We start from the raw sequence: 17281 nt of genomic DNA, 5'->3' as shown, positions 1-17281 counted from the left end.
TGAGACATCTGTTTATTCTGTTTGAAGAAGTCCTGTTTAAATAAGCCGTCAGGGAACCACCACATTTATCTCTCCGTCGAAACCGGGGTTGATACCGATGCCGGGAGCGAACTCACGGGTAAGAAACGCATCACGCACCGTAGTAATCCTATTCCGTCTGACGGGCACTTCCACGCCGCCGACACGATTCACCTCCTGTCCCTTTTCGTTGCAGATAACCATTTCCAGCGTAACGGAAGACTCCGTACCATTCACCAGCACATAGTCGAAAGCCAGACAAGCCTCATTGTTGGAAACAACAATGGGAACGGAAGTGAATTGTATACCCGTGACCGCCTCATTGGGACGATTGGAAACGACATTAAAACCTGTGGGGAAATAACCGGTATAAACCAGTTGCACCGTAAAATCTTCTATGCCCGCAGGACGGACAGACTTCATTTGTTCCAACTTGTTGAGGTACTTGATGACATCGGTAGTAATCAACTCTATTTTCGCCAGCGGACGTTCCAACTGTATCTCTTCGCGATGACGGACTGCCAAACGGCAACGATAAGGGGTAAGGTCAAGGGTTGCCTGCCCGCAAAACACATCTTTATAGTCGGTTCCACCCGTATAATCGCCTTTCAGCTTGACGGCAGCAAAATCGGAGGTGGTGTAAAAACAGTCGGCAGCAGTGTTGCCGGAAACCTCGGCAGCAAGTACAAAGTCCCGCCATGCCACCACCCGATAGTTACGTGCATGAAGTTCACATTCCAATGCCACTTCTCCTGCATCTCCTTCCTCACAAATCAACTGACGGCGGAATTGCAGGCTTTGGTCGAACCTGTCATCGGCATATACTTCCACAATATAACGCACCTTGTACTTGTGCACATCGGCGGTACGTGTAGAGAGCTCCGGAACATCGAACTGTGTCATATCGGAACCGGGTAGCAGGACAATTTCGGTATGTACGATTGTAGGGTCTATCCCACCTCCTTCCGGCAATTCGCGTACGCTGCATCCTCCCCACAAGAGTGCAGACAGCAAGCTACAGACAGCCACAAACAGTTGTTTCATCGCCGGCCTCCTTTCCAATCAATACGGTAGCCCACTGAAATACCCGCATGGTCGATGCCGAAAAAATTCTTATGACGAGTATCGACATAAGCACCACCGGGAATATTAAAAAAGCGGTCATAATCCAGATAAGCATATCCCGCTCCCAAAGAAAACTCCAGACACCAGCACCCGCCTTTTCCGAGTGAAAGCCGGTAACCGGCAGTAAGCCCCATGTTCAGCAATGGAGTACCCGTATCGCTATTCTGATAGCGATATGTACTGTTCTTAAGAGCATAGTTGTAAGAAGCCACCCCGATATGCACACCGGTAAAAAGACCATCCACCTGCCCGAACCAATAACGCACTTCGGGCTGCACGCAGAAAGTGCGCAGTTTGCGGGAAGAAGTAAAATAATTGAAAGGAGAATAGTAAAAAGGAATAAGGACAGAAATTGCAGGCGAAATATCATACTCCACCGCTACGTTCATAACCGCCATTCCCCACGCCACAGCATTGGTCTTCAGCAACAACGAATGGTTATTGCGCCCGATGCTCGAATTCGGACTGAATGTTCGCCCGGCGTAGTACAAGGTATCTTCCCCATTACCGGCTTTTACATACCCATCAATCGGAGTCATGAGAAATATGCACAACAGAAACAGCAACAATCTTATCTGCATAAACGTCTTATAAACTTCTGTCTGCACAGGCAGACCGGAAGCATGCGTCCTCCAAACTCCGAAAGGACCGGTTAGAAACAGAAACGTGGAGCTGCGTGCTGTTTCTAAATGGAGGCCCTAGGAATAGCCCTTTAACGAAAACAGACAGCAGTCCCACGCTACAAACGTGAGAATCCACTGTGCTGTCCTTCGTTAAATAATGAAAATTTCCTAGGTTTCCATTTAGAGGACAAAGCACAACGCTTCTAATATATTTTTCTCCTTAAAAAATCAAGCTACAGTCGCTACCGAACTTCAATGCAAAGTTATAGAAATATAATTAGAATGAAAATTTTCACGCCATTTTTTGCAAAAAAGCATAGAAATCGTGCTCCACGAGTTGTAGAACAAAAATATTATCCATAAGTTTGCATGAGAGACTATTTTTTCGTTTATGAAAAGCTACATATTTTTAGACCGGATATGCTTTTTCGCCCACCACGGTGTAGGCGAACAGGAAACACTGGCAGGTAACGAATTCACTGTCAGCCTGCGACTGCAAGTAAACATCGCACCTGCCATGCAGACCGATGATGTGGCGGATACCGTGAGCTACGCAGATGTGTATGAAGCCGTAAAGGCAGAAATGAAAATTCCTTCCAAGCTATTGGAACATGTCGGAGGACGTATTGTGAAACGGTTGTTCGGCGATTTCCCCCAAATAGAAAATATTGAATTAAAGTTATCAAAGCGCAATCCGCCAATGGGGGCAGACATCGAAGCGGCGGGAATAGAGATTTGCATCTCACGGGAAGCGACAGCAATAACTACTTAAAACAAAAGCAACCCTGTACAGGCACTTCGGACATCCCCGCCTCATTATATGCACAGAATGAATTATTGCTTCTTCTTTCTTTTCTTAGCCGATTCAACCGCCTCGGCAACGACTTGCTTGTTCTCGAACCTCTTGGCATAGTTGCTATAATCGGGAACAGTACGTTCATAAGTAGGATCAAGGAAGAGCGGACTCGAAATGATATGGTCTGCCGTACTGCGGTTACAGCAAAACACGATGTTCTCCACGCTGGCAAGACGGGTCAAAGCCTTAACATCGGTATCGTGCGGCTGCAAAGTCATGGGATCTGTAAAGAAGAAAAGATAATCAATTTCCCCGTCCACAATGCGCGAGCCCATTTGCTGGTCACCGCCCAAAGGACCGGATTTGAGAATGGTAAAATCCCATTCGACATCGGGATGCTTCTCTTTCAATGCTGCCAAAATAAGGGTTCCCGTAGTACCCGTACAATAAAACTTATGCCCCATAAGCAATTCCGAATTCCAAAGTACCCACTCTATGAGGTCTTTCTTCATGGCATCATGCGCCACCAGGCCAATCTTTCTAACCAATTTTTCCATAAGCAAATAACTTTTACAAAACAAACAATCAAGAATAGATAACAGTTCCTACAACTGAGAGAAAAATTTCTTCCCACGCAGATAAAACCCTACCAAGATACTACTTTTTACTCGTTCGGGAATCATCGGGAGTGATGTTTTTTTCAAGTTCTCTTTACGGGCATCCGCAAACGAAGGACGGAGCAAATGGAATGCACGACGTGCGCGAAGCACTGCCCACATATTGGGAAACTGCCCTTTGAGCAGAAAACTCAAAGCCGCAACATAATCAAGCACTGCGCGCACACGCATTACAGGCCCCAATTCTTCTTGCGGCAGATTCTTATAGAGCATTACAAGATTGTTACGAAAATTGAGAAAAGTCTTATGAGGATTCTCCTTTTTCAAGGTTGCACCGCCTACATGATAAACGGTACTTTGGGGTACACAAACCAGCATCCGCCCGCGGGCACGAAGTCGCCAGCACAAGTCTATCTCTTCCATATGAGCGAAAAAACGTCCGTCCAATCCGCCGGCATCCAAATAGTCTTTCCGACGGATAAACAAGGCAGCGCCTGTAGCCCAAAACACAGGAACGACAGTATCATACTGTCCGTTGTCTTTCTCTACTGCACTCATTATCCGCCCCCGGCAAAAGGGATAACCGTAACGGTCTATAAATCCGCCGGCCGCTCCTGCATATTCGAACAGTTCCTTTTGCCGCCAACTCCGGATTTTAGGCTGGCATGCCGCAACTTCAGGATGAGCGTCCATGTAGCTTACAAGTGGCGCCAGCCAGTGTCCGGTCACTTCCACATCGGAATTAAGCAGCACCACATACTCTGCAGATACCTGCTGCAAGGCAAGGTTGTACCCTTCGGCAAAACCGAGGTTCTCTTTTAATATAATAAGATGCACGTCAGGAAACTCTTGGCGAAGCATATCAACGGAAGCATCTGTCGAACCGTTATCCGCCACATAAATTTTCGCACCTTCCGTCTTGGAATAGCGCACTACGGAAGGAAGAAACGAACGAAGCATTTCACACCCATTCCAGTTCAATATGACAACAGCAATCTTATCCATGTTGTATGGTATCCTCACGCTTTAGTTTCCAACGCTTATGCGACCAGAACCAATAAGCCGGTTCGCGACGGATTGTCTGTTCCAGGCGACGGGCAAAAAGTTCCGTTATCTCACCGTCGGCAGTCGCTTTCGGAGTTTCGGTTATCAGATCAAAACGAACCCGGCAATATCCCCTTCCCTGCTTTTGCAGTTCACAGTAGAATACAGGAAAGTCCATAAGTTTGGCAATACGTTCGGCACCATCCATAAAGACGGTATCCTGATTCAGGAAAGTTGTCCAGTAATGCGCCTCGTTAGGATTGGGCGACTGGTCGGTTATCATACCTACCGCCACACGCTTGTTGTCACGGCACAGTTTTATAATCTCGCGCGCCGTAGAATGTTTGGCTACATTGTAACCGCCAAAACGGGTACGGATGCGTTTAAACATAGCATCCATATATTTATTATGCAACGGTTTATAGATTTGCACCGGTATATCTCCCTCTTGCATGATACTACTCATTCCCGTAATCCACTCAAAGTTAGCATAGTGCGGTATCAGCAACACAATACCCCCATGTTTTTCAATCATGGCAAGATACTCTTCCTTATTGTCATATTCCATGCGTCGGCAGAGTTCCTTGAAAGACATACGCAGCATCTTCACCTCCTCCAACATATAATCACAGATATAACGGTAGAACTCACGTTCTATATCCCGCAGTTCAGCCGCGGATTTTTCAGGAAACGCATTGCACAAATTAGCACGTACTACTCTGCGCCGATAGTGCACGACGTGATGCATCAAAAAGCAAAGCCCGTCGGACAGTATATAAAGTACCTTAAAAGGCAATAAGGCCAACAACCACATGCCCGCATAAGTCAACCAATAAATCAACCTTGATTTCACCTTGTCAATTCCTTATTACAGATTACTGAGTAAATCACTTATCGCCAAACGCTCCCGAAAGCGCCGTGCCTTCTTCATTAAAATCGCCCATACGCACCGGAATTACCTGATTATCCAGCGCATCATCATGCGGCACTTCCACCCGGATGTAATTCGGAGTGAAACCGTACATCGGCGTTCCCGGTTTAGAACGTTCCAACAGCACAGGCATTGTCTGCCCGATATGGCGGGCATAAAACGCACGTGTCTTTTCGTCCGACAAATCCAGCAGAAGCCGGCTGCGTCTGTGCTTTTCCTCGGAAGACACCACATGCTCTATCTTCAAAGCCTGCGTACCCGGACGTTCGGAATAGCTGAACACATGAAGCTGCGTCACATCCAGACTTTGAATAAACCGGTATGCCTGCTCAAAGTATTCTTCCGTTTCTCCACGCGTTCCTACAATCACGTCCACACCGATAAAGGCATCGGGCATCACTTCCTTTATCCGTTTCACTTTAGAAGCAAACAACGCCGTATCATATCGTCTGCGCATCAGTTTCAGCACTTCATCACTACCCGATTGCAACGGAATATGGAAATGAGGCATAAACCGCTTGGAACGGGATACGAACTCAATGATTTCGTCCGTCAGCAAGTTAGGTTCAATAGAAGATATGCGATAGCGCTCAATGCCTTCCACATCGTCCAACGCCTTCACCAGGTCGAAGAAGGTTTCTCCCGTCGACTTTCCGAAATCGCCGATATTTACCCCTGTCAATACAATCTCCTTACCGCCTTCGGCGGCTGCCTGACGAGCCTGTTCCACCAAAGATGCGATGCTTCCGTTACGACTGCGGCCGCGGGCAAAAGGAATGGTGCAATAAGAACAGTAATAATCGCAACCGTCCTGCACTTTCAGGAAGAAGCGGGTACGATCACCACGCGAACACGACGGAGCAAACGACCGGATATCTTTCAAGGCAGAGGTATGCGCCTCACCGCTTTCGTGCTTCCGCAAATCGCCCAGATACTGAAGCAGGTCTTTCTTCTGCTCCGCACCCAGCACTACATCCACACCTTCTATCTTTGCTACGGCATCCGGCTTCAACTGGGCATAGCACCCCGTTACCACCACAAAAGCTCCCGGATGCTGCTTCACCAAACGATGAATTGCCTGGCGGCACTTCTTATCCGCCACCTCGGTGACCGAACAAGTGTTTACCACACATATATCCGCCTTCTCTCCCTTGCGCACCGTACGCACGCCTGCCTCCCGCAAAACCTTACCGATAGTCGAAGTTTCCGAGAAATTCAGTTTACACCCCAACGTATAGTAAACCGCTGTCTTATCTTGAAATATACTGGTATCTATCATGAGTCTAAATCACATTTTCACGACAAAGGTACACATTATTATTATATTTTTCCTACTTTTGCACAATTCATCAAAAAACGTGCAATGATACAAGAAAACTTCATCAAGCTATACGAGCATAGTTTCCGCGAGAATTGGGACCTTCCCTGCTATACCGATTATGGAGAAAACGGGAATTACACCTATGGAGAAGTGGCGCAAGAAATCGCCAGACTACATTTGCTGTTCAAACATTGCAGCTTGCGCCGCGGCGATAAGATAGCGGTCATCGGCAAAAACAATGCCCGCTGGTGTATCTCCTATATGGCTGTTATCACCTATGGCGGCATTGTGGTTCCTATCTTACAGGATTTCAACCCCAACGATGTGCACCACATCGTTAACCATTCCGAATCGATATTCCTCTTCACCAGCGATGCCATTTGGGAGCATCTGGAGGAAGAGCGGCTTGCCGGATTGCGCGGCGTGTTCTCGCTCAACGACTTCCGCTGCTTGTACCAGCGCGACGGAGAAACCATCCAGCGTTTCCTCAAACATCTGGACGATAAAATGGAAGAAACCTACCCCAACGGTTTTACAAAAGAAAATGTGACGTATACAGACCTCTCCAATGATAAAGTAATGCTGCTGAACTACACCTCGGGTACGACAGGGTTCAGCAAAGGCGTTATGCTGACAGGAAACAATCTGGCAGGTAACGTAACTTTCGGCATACGTACCGGATTGCTGAAGAAAGGTGATAAAGTCCTCTCTTTCCTTCCGCTGGCACATGCCTACGGTTGCGCTTTCGACTTTCTGACCGCTACTGCCGTGGGCACTCACGTTACACTGTTAGGGAAAATTCCTTCTCCCAAAATCCTGATGAAGGCGTTTGAAGAAGTAAAGCCCAATCTGATTATAACCGTCCCCCTTGTTATCGAAAAGATATACAAGAACGTCATTCAGCCTATTATCAACAAAAAGTCCATGAAATGGGCGCTCAGCATTCCTTTGCTGGACGGACAGATATATGGACAAATCCGCAAAAAACTGGTAGATGCATTAGGTGGCCGATTCAAAGAAGTGATTATCGGTGGCGCTGCCATGAATCCGGAAGTGGAAGAATTCTTCCATCGCATCAAATTCCCTTTCACCATCGGCTACGGCATGACGGAATGCGCTCCGCTTATCAGCTACGCTCCATGGAACGAATTTGTAACAACTTCCTCTGGACGGGTGCTCGATATTATGGAAGCCCGTATCTATAAAGAAAATCCGGATGACCAGCTTGGCGAAATACAGGTACGCGGTGAAAATGTGATGGCAGGCTATTATAAAAATCCGGAAGCTACGAAGGAAGTCTTTACCGAAGACGGTTGGCTGCGTACCGGCGACTTAGGCACTTTGGACGACAATAGCAACCTCTACATCCGCGGACGAAGCAAGACTATGATTCTCAGTTCCAGCGGACAGAATATCTTCCCGGAAGAAATAGAAGCCCGCCTCAACAATATGCCATTCGTTTTGGAAAGCCTTGTGATTGAGCGCAACAGGAAATTGGTAGCTCTGGTCTATGCCGACTATGAAGCACTGGATTCTTTAGGGTTGAACAATCCGGAAAATCTAAAGACCATCATGGATGAAAATCTCAAGAATCTGAACAACAGCGTTGCCGCTTACGAAAAAGTCAGCCAAATACAGCTTTATCCTACAGAATTTGAGAAAACCCCGAAAAGAAGTATCAAAAGGTATTTATACAACAGCATTGCAGAGGATTAATATGTTATAGAACATGCTTGAAGAGGGTAAAATGGGCTTTCCTCAAAAAAAAGTATAAAAAAAGTTGGGTTTTGGAGAACAACATATCCAAAAAGTACATACCTTTGCAGCGTTTTAATAAAGCAATTGATTGTATTACGTTTTAAAAGTAAAGAAAATGAAAAAATTAGTTTTGATGGCCGTAGCTATCGTAGCAGTATCTTTCGCATCTTGTGGTAACAAAGCAGCTAACGCTGAACAAGCAACAGCTGATTCAATCCGTATCGCTGACTCAATCGCAGCTGTAGAAGCTGCAGCAGCTGAGGCAGCAGCATCAGTAGCTGATACTACTGCAACAGATAGCGCAGCAGTTGTAGCTGAATAATTTCAGAACAACAATTAGAGAGAATTGAAAGTCTGACGTACGAAAGTACGGACAGACTTTTTTTATATCCAATCAGTACAAGAAGACATCTTACCATTTAAGTTAAGCATCTGTCTTATCATGAAACTTCACTCCGTCCCAAATGAATAACCGGGAAAGGGAGAAAACAAAAAAAAGTCCGGCTTCCTTTCAGAAACCGGACTTTTCCTTTTATATAGAATTCTATATTTATGCTTCCTCAGCAACTACTTCGAAAGGAATTTCCACAGAAACTTCCTTGTGCAGCTTAACGATAGCCTTGTAGTTACCAACTTCTTTCACTGCATCCTTAACAACGATAATCTTACGGTCGATGTTATGACCCAGTTTAGCCAGCTCGTCGGCAATCTGGATGTTGCCTACAGAACCGAAGATAGTACCTGTAGCACTAACCTTAGTAGCAATCTTCAAGGATACGCCTTCCAGCTTAGCAGCCAGTTCTTCAGCATCCTTTTTGATTTTCTCCAGCTTGTGAGCACGTTGTTTCAGCTCTTCAGCCAGCATTTTCTTTGCAGAAGGAGAAGCGATGACAGCTTTTCCTGTCGGGATGAGGTAGTTACGACCATAACCGGATTTAACGGTTACGATGTCGTTCTTATAACCCAAGTTTACGATGTCTTCTTTCAATATAATTTCCATACTTTCCTCCTCCTATTATTTCATCATGTCAGTTACATAAGGCAGCAACGCCAAGTGACGTGCTCTCTTCACAGCTTGAGCTACACGACGTTGGAACTTCAAAGAAGTACCGGTAATACGACGCGGAAGGATTTTACCTTGCTCATTCAAGAATTTCTTCAAGAATTCAGGGTCTTTGTAGTCGATGTACTTAATACCGCTCTTTTTGAAACGGCAGTATTTTTTCTTCTTAACGTCTACTGAGGGCGGAGTTAAATATCTGATTTCTGATTGAACTTGTTGTGCCATGATTAATCCTCCTTTTTAGTTGATTTAACACTTCTTCTCTTCGCAGCGTACTCTGCAGCGTACTTGTCTTGCTTGAAAGTCAAGAAACGGATTACGCGCTCGTCACGACGGAAGTTGATTTCCAATTTCTCAATTACAGTAGGTTCTGCATTGAACTCAATCAGCTGATAGAAACCGGTTGACTTCTTCTGGATAGGATAAGCCAGTTTTTTCAGTCCCCAGTTTTCTTCATTTACAATCTCAGCACCTTCAGCAGTAAGGATGCCTTTGAATTTTTCTACCGCTTCCTTCATCTGAACATCAGACAAAACGGGAGTCAAAATGAAAACGGTTTCGTATTGATTCATACTCGTTTAATTAAATAAATAAATTATTTGTTTATTAAATGCGGGTGCAAAGGTAGGCATTTTATTTTGAACTGCAAAAATAAGCGGACTTATTTTGTATTGTATCCAAGTTGTACTATATTTGCAAAGTTGTTTAAACAATAATTTCATGATAGAGCAATTTAACTTTGACATCCGGCTGATATTCGCTATTCTGAATGGTAAGGTATCTGCCGCGATTAACCGTAAATTATCACGCAACTTCAGGCAGAATGGTTTGGAAATCACTCCGGAGCAGTGGACTGTCCTTATCTTCTTATGGGAAAAAGACGGAGTTACGCAGCAAGAGTTGTGCAATGCAACCTTTAAAGACAAACCCAGCATGACCCGCCTTATAGATAATATGGAGCGCCAGCATCTTGTAGTACGCATTTCCGATAAAAAAGACCGCCGCACCAATCTGATACACCTTACTAAAGACGGAAAGGAACTGGAAGAGCGCGCCCGCGTCATAGCCAACCAGACGTTAAAGGAAGCATTGCAAGGCATCACCATCGAAGAGCTGAGCGTGAGCCAAGAAGTGCTGAGAAAAATATTTTTCAATACGAAAGACTAACCGTAAATCCATAGGGAAGAGCTGAAAACCAACTAAATTAAGCGAATAATAGTTTTTTTGCAAAAATAATTTCGCTTGTTAAAGAATTATGCTTTTCTTTGTGACAAGAATACGAAAATAATAATCTATTAAAATACACACACATGAAAGGCTTATTAAAAAATCTGGGATTGATATTAATCTTGGTAGGAGCTGTAATCTTGGTTGCATGTTCTTTTACCGGCAATGTAAACAACAACGCGATTTTGGGCACCAGCGCTGTTTTAATTGTAATAGGATTGATTTCTTACATTCTTATCAACAAGAGAATTGCGGATTAATACCGAGAAAAAGAAATAAAAAAAGGCGATTGCACTGCAACCGCCTTTTTTTATTTCCCATTGTCCGAAGCCGGCTCCCCATCAGGACTCGGCTTCCGGAGTTATCAGTTTATATCCCTTTCCGTGAATATTGATAATCTCGATAGATTCATCTTCTTTCAGGTGCTTACGCAATTTGGTAATATATACGTCCATGCTACGCGCATTGAAGTAGTTATCGTCAATCCAGATAGTCTTCAATGCAAAGTCACGTTGCAGGATTTCGTTGGCGTGTGCACAAAGCAAGCCCAGCAATTCGGATTCTTTTGTAGTCAGTTTGGTCTGCTTTTCAGGCGTTGACAAAATCTGTTTCTGGGTATCAAACGTAAACTTACCAATCTTGTAAATGCTGCTTTCTTTGTTCTTCTTGCCACGGACACGTCTCAAGATTGCTTCAATTCTGAAAGTCAGCTCTTCCATACTGAACGGTTTGGTGATATAATCGTCCGCACCGATTTTGAAACCTTCCAGAATATCTTCTTTCAAGGTTTTGGCCGTCAAGAAGATAATAGGAATTTCCGCATTTGCTGCGCGAACCTCCTGTGCCAAAGTAAAGCCATCCTTCTTTGGCATCATCACGTCAAACACACACAGGTCATATTTATTCTTCAGGAAAGCCTTGTATCCTGCTTCTCCATCGGGATATAACTCGGCAGCGTAACCTTTTGCCTGTAAATATTCTCTTAAAAGCATGCCAAGATTCTCATCATCTTCGCACAATAAAATACGCAGTTTCTCATCCATATCAATCAATTTTTTAATAGAGGTAATGCAATAATAAATTTAGTTCCAACATTCAGTTCGCTTTCCGCACGGATGGTCCCCTTATGGTCTTGAATAATCTTCCTTACATAAGCCAGTCCGAGTCCGAACCCCTTAACATCGTGCAGATTACCTGTATGCACGCGATAGAACTTATCAAATATCTTTTTCAAGTTTTCTTTCTTAATACCTATACCGTTGTCTTGCACCGAAATCATCACTTTACCCGGTTCATTCCAGGTCTTCACCATCAACTGCAAGTCCACATCCGGTCTTTTATACTTCACCGCATTATCCATGAGATTGAAAATCACATTCGTGATGTGCATTTCATCTGCAAAGATTATCGGATCGGTTGCTTTCAAGTCCGACTCAATCTTCCCGTTGTACCGTTCCACTTTCAAGGCAAACGTATTGATTACGCCGGTAATCAGTTCATTGGTATCCAATTCCTTCATTTTCAATGTCGCCTTCTGCCGGTCGAACATCGACATCTGGAGAACCTTCTCTACCTGGAACCTCAACCGCTTCGTCTCATCATTAATGACACCCGATATATGCTGGAACATTGCCGGAGATTTGCCTACCGCCGGGTCTTTCAGCATCTGCGCCGCCAACGAAATGGTTGAAATCGGCGTCTTGAATTCGTGCGTCATATTATTGATAAAGTCATTCTTCATCTCCGTCAGCTTCTTCTGGCGGAACACGATATAAATCGTGAAGATGAACGTTATCAACAGCACAAAGGTGAATATCATCGATGGAATCATAAAGCTGACCGAATCGAAGATATAATCCCTCTTGCCGGGAAAATGTATCTTGACGATACTCATACGGGCAGGCGGGTCGTTCAGGAACAAGGGCTGCGAGTAGGAACTCTCACTGCCTTCATCGCTATAATCCGAACAGCGATACACTTCCCTGCCGTCCCGGTCTATCACCTTAAAGTGATAGTTCAGCTCGATACCATTGTCAATCAACCCCGATTTCAGATACTGGTCCAGATTCTTAAAATTCACCCGTTCTTCTATCGGCCGACTACTGGCACGGTAAATCATCTGCCAGGCCACCTCATCCAGCAAGGCGCGTTGATACAGATAACGGTTCTTTATGGCATCCGCCAGCGAACGCGATGTCTGGGGTATCGTTTTCGTTCCGTGTTTACGCGAAATCATTGCCCTGGGCAGTTCTGATGCTTCGTTGGTAAATGTCTTCAGTTCGATAGCCGAATACCTTGTACCATCCGGCGATGTAACCGTAAAACGCTGCGTCTGCACCACTCCTTTGCCTTGCGAGCTTTGCTCCCACGCTTTCTTCTCAGCCTCGGAGATATCCTCCCGCAACCAGCGGTCGACCTCCGCAGACTCCACATCTTTCGAAGCAGCCATCAAGGCACGCTTCACCGATTCATCGAATTGCTCGTTACGCATCTTCACCATTTCCTCAATATAGCTGATCTGCAGATACAGCAAACTGATAAAGGAAAGGCCCATAACGACGCCTAATATCCATATTGTCGACTTTTTCATAGTCACAAAATTAACACTCCCTAATTAACACTCCTAACAAATTAACCTGATTTAACCGGGTGTTCTCGTTAATTAACCGTAGTGTGTTTTTTAAGTTGTATTACGAGCATTATAACAAAATGAGACACCTTTGGTTTGCAAATTTAATAAAAAATTAAATATTAGCATTCACATTCTCCTTCATTCTTAACCAGTGTTAATAAAAAAGCCGTTATTCCTCACTATGAGCGAACAACGGCTTTCACGATTTATTAAAATACTTTATTCGTCAGCCTGCTTTGCTTCAAATTCCTTGATAAGTTTATCCTGTACATCGCTCGGTACAAGTTCGTAGCTGGCAAACTTCATAATGAACGAAGCGCGCCCGCCCGTCAACGAACTCAGAGCCGTAGAATAGGACGACATCTCTTTCAAAGGCACTTTGGCAATCAGCTTTTCATAACCGGCTTCGCTACTCATACCCATAATCATGGCGCGGCGTCCTTGCAGGTCACCCATCACATCACCCATCTTGTCGGAAGGAACAAACACTTCCACATCGTATATCGGTTCCAGAATCTTAGGACCGGCATTCTTGAACGCTTCGCTGAACGCATTGCGACCGGCCAGCATAAAGGAAATTTCATTGGAATCCACCGGGTGCATCTTACCGTCGTATACGATAACGCGCACATCGCGGGCATACGAACCGGTGAGCGGACCTTGCTCCATACGGGACATGATACCTTTCAGGATAGCCGGCATGAAGCGGGCATCGATAGAACCGCCCACGATACTGTTGACAAACACCAGCTTGCCGCCCCACTCCAGCGGAACTTCCTCAACGCCTTTCACGTTCATCTTGAACTCCTGCCCGTTGAACTTATAGGTTTCCGGCATCGGCATGCCTTCATAATAGGGCTCTACAATCAGGTGAACTTCACCGAACTGTCCTGCTCCACCGGATTGTTTCTTATGGCGATAGTCGGCACGGGCAGCCTTCGTGATGGTTTCGCGATACGGGATACGCGGTTCTTCGAACTTAACCTGCAATTTCTCGTTATTCTCCAAACGCCATTTCAATGTACGCAGGTGGAATTCACCCTGTCCGTGCACAATGGTCTGGCGCAACTCCTTGGACTGGTCGATAACCCATGTCGGGTCTTCCTCGCGCATACGGTTCAGGATAACCATCATCTTTTCCGTATCGGCTTCATTCAGCGGCTTGATGGCGCGGGAATATTTGGAATTCGGATATTTAATGAAGTTGAAACGATTCTCAGCCCCTTTGGCATTCAGCGTATTGCCCGTATGCACATCCTTCAGTTTCACCGTGCAGCCGATATCACCGGCTACCATTTCCTCCACCTTGATACGGTTAGCTCCTGCACATGCGTAAATCTGCGCAATACGCTCCTTAGAACCGCGGTCGGCATTGGTAAAGTCTTCTCCTTCGTGTACCTTGCCGCTCATAACCTTGAAATACTGCACATCACCGATATGCGGTTCAACGGCAGTCTTGAAAAAATACAGGGAAGTAGGTCCGTTGGAATCGGGGTTCACAACTTCACCGCGTGTATTGTGCACCGGAGGCATTTCGTCTACAAACGGAACGACATTACCCAAGAACTCCATCAAACGGCGCACACCCATATCCTTGCCCGCACATACGCAGAATACGGGGAACATGCCGCGGGAAGCCAATCCTTTGCGGATACCCTCGCGCATCTCGTCTTCGGTCAGAGAATCCTGTTCGAAGAATTTCTCCATCAGGGTTTCATCGTGTTCGGCAGCGGCCTCCACCAATGCTTTATGCATGGCGGTCGCTTTCTCCATCTCCTCAGCGGGAACATCTTCGATTGTGGGTGCTCCGCCTTCCGGTCCCCACGAATATTTTTTCATCAGAAGTACATCAATCAACGAATTGAAATTAGGTCCGGTAGCCAGCGGGTATTGAACGGGAACCACTTTTGAACCATAGATTGATTGCAGTTGCTCCAATACCATATCATAATCGCACTTCTCATGGTCAAGCTGGTTTACCAGAAAGATAACCGGTTTGCCCAACTTCTCCGTATAGCGGAAATGATTTTGAGTACCTACCTCGGGGCCGTATTGTCCGTTCAGCAGCAGGATAGCCGTATCGGTAACGTTGAGTGCCGTCATGGCCGCTCCCACAAAGTCGTCACTGCCCGGACAGTCTATGATATTCAGCTTCTTACCGTTCCACTCCACATGGAAAACGGTGGAAAACACAGAATAGCCGTATTCCTGCTCCACCGGAAAGTAATCGCTGACCGTATTCTTGGCAGTAATTCTGCCGCGACGTTTTATAATACCACTCTCAAAGAGCAGCGCTTCCGTGAGAGTGGTTTTACCCGAGCCGTCATTGCCAAGGAGGGCAATGTTCTTAATTTCATTCGTCTGATATACTTTCATGATATATAAGATTTAAAGTGAATACTCAGCATGCTTCCGTATGCCATTATTTTAGTGAGCCGCAAATTAGAAATTAATCAAAAGAAAAGCAATAAAACGTCTGTGTTACTAAACTATGTTATGTAACACATCGGCTATATACCTTATTATATGGTATCCGGAAAAGCTGCACTTCAGCCTGTAATCAATATCACAAAACCCCTTCCAGCTCAAGTAATCTCTGTTTGGAGCCAAGCCCGCCGCCGTAGCCGGTCAAGGAACGGTCACTGCCGATTACCCGGTGACAAGGAACAAATATCGACATCGGATTTGCTCCATTGGCATTAGCTACAGCACGCACAGCCGCAGGTCTGCCGATGCGCCGTGCCACTTCTCCATAGGAAACTGACGTGCCGAAAGGTATCTTCAACAATTCACTCCACACTGTCTTCTGAAAATCCGTACCTATGAATAGGAGCGGTATATCGAATGTCTGCCACTTTCCGGCAAAATACTCGTCCAACTGTTGCCGGGCGCTTTCAATTACAGCCGAAGTACCTTCCTCAAATTCGGCATTCCACATCCGTTTCAGTCTGTTGTCCACCCGGGCACTATGCTTTTCCGTCCGCCAGTCGCAAAGACAGAGTTTATCGCCTATCGAACCAAGCAACAACACGCCGCAGGGCGATTGATAGGGATTAACTATGATTTTATTCTTATCTTTCATACAGCAGAAATAGGATAATTACATCTATCTGTTTCCAATTTTAAGAGTTTGAAAATGAAAAAACACCTGTTACGCTATCATGAAACCGGATACATATACCTGATTACGGTCATATTAAAGCGTAGCAGATAAATTTCCTTACAAGTAAAAACCGCCCGTCCTCTCACAACAAAGAGAAGAACGGGCGGCCGTTTATCTAAAATGTATCGCTCCTATTTCAGCAAAGACTCTGGGTCGAGATGGTCTGCCTCGATGTCTTTGAAATAACGGTATGTACCGACTTTCAGCTCTGCCGTAGCGGCATCGTCGCAAACGATGATTCCCTTTTCGTGCATCTGCAGCGCGCTGATTGTCCACATCTGCATCACAGGTCCTTCCACCGCATGATAAAGGGCACGGGCCTTGTTATGGCCGTTTACAATAATCATCACTTCCCTTGCGCTGAGCACAGTGCCTACACCTACGGTCAAAGATGTTTTGGGCACTTTGTTTACATCGTTGTCAAAGAAGCGGGAGTTGGCAATGATGGTGTCGGTAGTCAGCGTTTTCTGACGGGTACGCGACGACAAGGAAGAGCCCGGCTCGTTGAAAGCGATGTGTCCGTCGGGACCGATACCACCCATAAAGAGATCGATACCGCCGTAAGACTTGATTTTTTCCTCATAACGTGCACATTCGGCATCGAGGTCGGCAGCGTTGCCGTTCAGGATATTGGTATTTTCCGGCTTGATATCGATGTGGCTGAAGAAGTTGTTCCACATAAAGGAATAGTAGCTTTCGGGGTGTTCCTTCGGCAAGCCTACATATTCGTCCATGTTGAAAGTCACTACGTTCTGGAAAGATACAATACCTTTCTTGTTCAGGTCGATTAAGGCCTTGTACATACCCAGAGGCGAAGAACCGGTGGGACATCCCAATACAAACGGTTTTTCGGGGGTAGGATTGGCAGCCTTGATTTTGGCAGCTACATAATGTGCCGCCCACTGTGATACGGATTGATAATCCGGTTGAATGATTAGTCTCATTACAATTATTTTATCAGGT

19 protein-coding genes are annotated in these 17281 nt (G+C 45.5%); 5 read left to right on the top strand and 14 right to left on the bottom strand.

The window, feature by feature from the left end; translation table 11 throughout:
- Window positions 1-48: 48 nt before the first annotated feature.
- Entirely contained in the window at window positions 49-1062 is a 1014-nt protein-coding gene (locus H8S52_RS08335; protein ID WP_186909626.1) for a DUF6562 domain-containing protein, read from the bottom strand.
- Window positions 1059-1724 carry a DUF3575 domain-containing protein gene (locus H8S52_RS08330; RefSeq protein ID WP_022103307.1) on the bottom strand — a complete coding sequence of 222 codons (666 nt, stop codon included), beginning with the start codon at window positions 1722-1724 and terminating at the stop codon, window positions 1059-1061. Before H8S52_RS08330 ends, H8S52_RS08335 begins: the two co-directional genes overlap by 4 nt.
- A 433-nt stretch (window positions 1725-2157) precedes the next feature.
- On the opposite strand from H8S52_RS08330, the gene folB reads away from it, so the two are divergent.
- Window positions 2158-2538: a dihydroneopterin aldolase gene (folB, locus tag H8S52_RS08325; RefSeq protein WP_186909625.1), complete on the top strand. Its 381-nt coding sequence runs from the start codon at window positions 2158-2160 to the stop codon at window positions 2536-2538.
- A gap of 62 nt (window positions 2539-2600) precedes the next feature.
- Here the strand turns inward: folB and H8S52_RS08320 are convergent, their stop codons facing one another.
- From H8S52_RS08320 to mtaB, 4 genes are read right to left on the bottom strand one after another with little or no spacing between them, the layout of a single operon-like run.
- Window positions 2601-3119, bottom strand: coding sequence for a methylglyoxal synthase (locus H8S52_RS08320; protein WP_005657341.1), 519 nt, complete (start codon window positions 3117-3119; stop codon window positions 2601-2603).
- Window positions 3120-3167: 48 nt separating this feature from the next.
- The gene (locus H8S52_RS08315; protein WP_117902098.1) at window positions 3168-4184 is read right to left on the bottom strand and encodes a glycosyltransferase family 2 protein; all 1017 of its coding nucleotides are present in this window, start codon (window positions 4182-4184) and stop codon (window positions 3168-3170) included.
- Complete coding sequence (locus tag H8S52_RS08310; protein ID WP_117741688.1) at window positions 4177-5076, bottom strand: lysophospholipid acyltransferase family protein; 900 nt, start codon at window positions 5074-5076, stop codon at window positions 4177-4179. The genes H8S52_RS08315 and H8S52_RS08310 overlap by 8 nt, the downstream gene beginning before the upstream one ends.
- Before the next feature lie 34 nt (window positions 5077-5110).
- Complete coding sequence (gene mtaB, locus H8S52_RS08305; RefSeq protein ID WP_186909624.1) at window positions 5111-6433, bottom strand: tRNA (N(6)-L-threonylcarbamoyladenosine(37)-C(2))-methylthiotransferase MtaB; 1323 nt, start codon at window positions 6431-6433, stop codon at window positions 5111-5113.
- Between the two features lie 84 nt (window positions 6434-6517).
- On the opposite strand from mtaB, the gene H8S52_RS08300 reads away from it, so the two are divergent.
- Window positions 6518-8191 (top strand): long-chain fatty acid--CoA ligase, encoded by a 1674-nt coding sequence (locus H8S52_RS08300; RefSeq protein WP_186909623.1) that lies wholly within the window; start codon window positions 6518-6520, stop codon window positions 8189-8191.
- 157 nt (window positions 8192-8348) lie between these two features.
- Window positions 8349-8555, top strand: a complete 207-nt coding sequence (locus H8S52_RS08295) for a hypothetical protein (RefSeq protein ID WP_005657353.1) — start codon at window positions 8349-8351, stop codon at window positions 8553-8555.
- Window positions 8556-8783: 228 nt separating this feature from the next.
- On the opposite strand, the gene rplI is transcribed toward H8S52_RS08295, so the two are convergent.
- The 3 genes from rplI to rpsF are packed head-to-tail and all read right to left on the bottom strand — an operon-like array spanning window position 8784 to window position 9868.
- Window positions 8784-9233: a 50S ribosomal protein L9 gene (gene rplI / locus H8S52_RS08290; protein WP_005657356.1), complete on the bottom strand. Its 450-nt coding sequence runs from the start codon at window positions 9231-9233 to the stop codon at window positions 8784-8786.
- Window positions 9234-9248: 15 nt separating this feature from the next.
- On the bottom strand, window positions 9249-9521 hold the full coding sequence (gene rpsR, locus H8S52_RS08285; protein WP_004288442.1) for a 30S ribosomal protein S18: 273 nt from the start codon (window positions 9519-9521) through the stop codon (window positions 9249-9251).
- Window positions 9522-9523: 2 nt separating this feature from the next.
- Window positions 9524-9868 carry a 30S ribosomal protein S6 gene (gene rpsF / locus H8S52_RS08280; protein WP_005657357.1) on the bottom strand — a complete coding sequence of 115 codons (345 nt, stop codon included), beginning with the start codon at window positions 9866-9868 and terminating at the stop codon, window positions 9524-9526.
- A gap of 148 nt (window positions 9869-10016) precedes the next feature.
- Between rpsF and H8S52_RS08275 the strand changes: the two genes are divergently transcribed.
- Both H8S52_RS08275 and H8S52_RS08270 read left to right on the top strand, forming a co-directional pair.
- Complete coding sequence (locus tag H8S52_RS08275) at window positions 10017-10463, top strand: MarR family winged helix-turn-helix transcriptional regulator (RefSeq protein ID WP_022103713.1); 447 nt, start codon at window positions 10017-10019, stop codon at window positions 10461-10463.
- Window positions 10464-10606: 143 nt separating this feature from the next.
- Window positions 10607-10783, top strand: coding sequence for a hypothetical protein (locus tag H8S52_RS08270; protein WP_005657360.1), 177 nt, complete (start codon window positions 10607-10609; stop codon window positions 10781-10783).
- Between the two features lie 81 nt (window positions 10784-10864).
- Here H8S52_RS08270 and H8S52_RS08265 read toward each other — a convergent pair whose 3' ends face one another.
- The 5 genes from H8S52_RS08265 to nagB form a co-directional block, all read right to left on the bottom strand.
- Entirely contained in the window at window positions 10865-11566 is a 702-nt protein-coding gene (locus H8S52_RS08265) for a response regulator transcription factor (protein ID WP_005657361.1), read from the bottom strand.
- A gap of 5 nt (window positions 11567-11571) precedes the next feature.
- Entirely contained in the window at window positions 11572-13113 is a 1542-nt protein-coding gene (locus H8S52_RS08260) for a sensor histidine kinase KdpD (protein WP_005657362.1), read from the bottom strand.
- Between the two features lie 261 nt (window positions 13114-13374).
- Complete coding sequence (locus tag H8S52_RS08255; RefSeq protein WP_005657363.1) at window positions 13375-15531, bottom strand: translation factor GTPase family protein; 2157 nt, start codon at window positions 15529-15531, stop codon at window positions 13375-13377.
- Between the two features lie 190 nt (window positions 15532-15721).
- Window positions 15722-16237, bottom strand: coding sequence for a methylated-DNA--[protein]-cysteine S-methyltransferase (locus H8S52_RS08250; RefSeq protein WP_186909622.1), 516 nt, complete (start codon window positions 16235-16237; stop codon window positions 15722-15724).
- Window positions 16238-16449: 212 nt separating this feature from the next.
- Window positions 16450-17262 (bottom strand): glucosamine-6-phosphate deaminase, encoded by an 813-nt coding sequence (gene nagB / locus H8S52_RS08245; RefSeq protein WP_022103711.1) that lies wholly within the window; start codon window positions 17260-17262, stop codon window positions 16450-16452.
- Window positions 17263-17281 lie beyond the last annotated feature (19 nt).

The sequence above is a fragment of the Bacteroides sp. NSJ-48 genome (genome assembly GCF_014287405.1).
Classification (GTDB): Bacteria; Bacteroidota; Bacteroidia; order Bacteroidales; family Bacteroidaceae; genus Bacteroides; species Bacteroides stercoris.
This window is presented reverse-complemented; position numbering and strand designations above follow the sequence as displayed.

Bases quoted from the DNA above. Each gene is read 5' to 3' on its own strand.
- H8S52_RS08335 (WP_186909626.1), bottom strand. From the start codon at position 1,062: ATGAAACAACTGTTTGTGGCTGTCTGTAGCTTGCTGTCTGCACTCTTG.
- H8S52_RS08330 (WP_022103307.1), bottom strand. From the start codon at position 1,724: ATGCAGATAAGATTGTTGCTGTTTCTGTTGTGCATATTTCTCATGACT.
- folB (WP_186909625.1), top strand. From the start codon at position 2,158: ATGAAAAGCTACATATTTTTAGACCGGATATGCTTTTTCGCCCACCAC.
- H8S52_RS08320 (WP_005657341.1), bottom strand. From the start codon at position 3,119: ATGGAAAAATTGGTTAGAAAGATTGGCCTGGTGGCGCATGATGCCATG.
- H8S52_RS08315 (WP_117902098.1), bottom strand. From the start codon at position 4,184: ATGGATAAGATTGCTGTTGTCATATTGAACTGGAATGGGTGTGAAATG.
- mtaB (WP_186909624.1), bottom strand. From the start codon at position 6,433: ATGATAGATACCAGTATATTTCAAGATAAGACAGCGGTTTACTATACG.
- H8S52_RS08300 (WP_186909623.1), top strand. From the start codon at position 6,518: ATGATACAAGAAAACTTCATCAAGCTATACGAGCATAGTTTCCGCGAG.
- H8S52_RS08295 (WP_005657353.1), top strand. From the start codon at position 8,349: ATGAAAAAATTAGTTTTGATGGCCGTAGCTATCGTAGCAGTATCTTTC.
- rplI (WP_005657356.1), bottom strand. From the start codon at position 9,233: ATGGAAATTATATTGAAAGAAGACATCGTAAACTTGGGTTATAAGAAC.
- rpsR (WP_004288442.1), bottom strand. From the start codon at position 9,521: ATGGCACAACAAGTTCAATCAGAAATCAGATATTTAACTCCGCCCTCA.
- rpsF (WP_005657357.1), bottom strand. From the start codon at position 9,868: ATGAATCAATACGAAACCGTTTTCATTTTGACTCCCGTTTTGTCTGAT.
- H8S52_RS08275 (WP_022103713.1), top strand. From the start codon at position 10,017: ATGATAGAGCAATTTAACTTTGACATCCGGCTGATATTCGCTATTCTG.
- H8S52_RS08270 (WP_005657360.1), top strand. From the start codon at position 10,607: ATGAAAGGCTTATTAAAAAATCTGGGATTGATATTAATCTTGGTAGGA.
- H8S52_RS08265 (WP_005657361.1), bottom strand. From the start codon at position 11,566: ATGGATGAGAAACTGCGTATTTTATTGTGCGAAGATGATGAGAATCTT.
- H8S52_RS08260 (WP_005657362.1), bottom strand. From the start codon at position 13,113: ATGAAAAAGTCGACAATATGGATATTAGGCGTCGTTATGGGCCTTTCC.
- H8S52_RS08255 (WP_005657363.1), bottom strand. From the start codon at position 15,531: ATGAAAGTATATCAGACGAATGAAATTAAGAACATTGCCCTCCTTGGC.
- H8S52_RS08250 (WP_186909622.1), bottom strand. From the start codon at position 16,237: ATGAAAGATAAGAATAAAATCATAGTTAATCCCTATCAATCGCCCTGC.
- nagB (WP_022103711.1), bottom strand. From the start codon at position 17,262: ATGAGACTAATCATTCAACCGGATTATCAATCCGTATCACAGTGGGCG.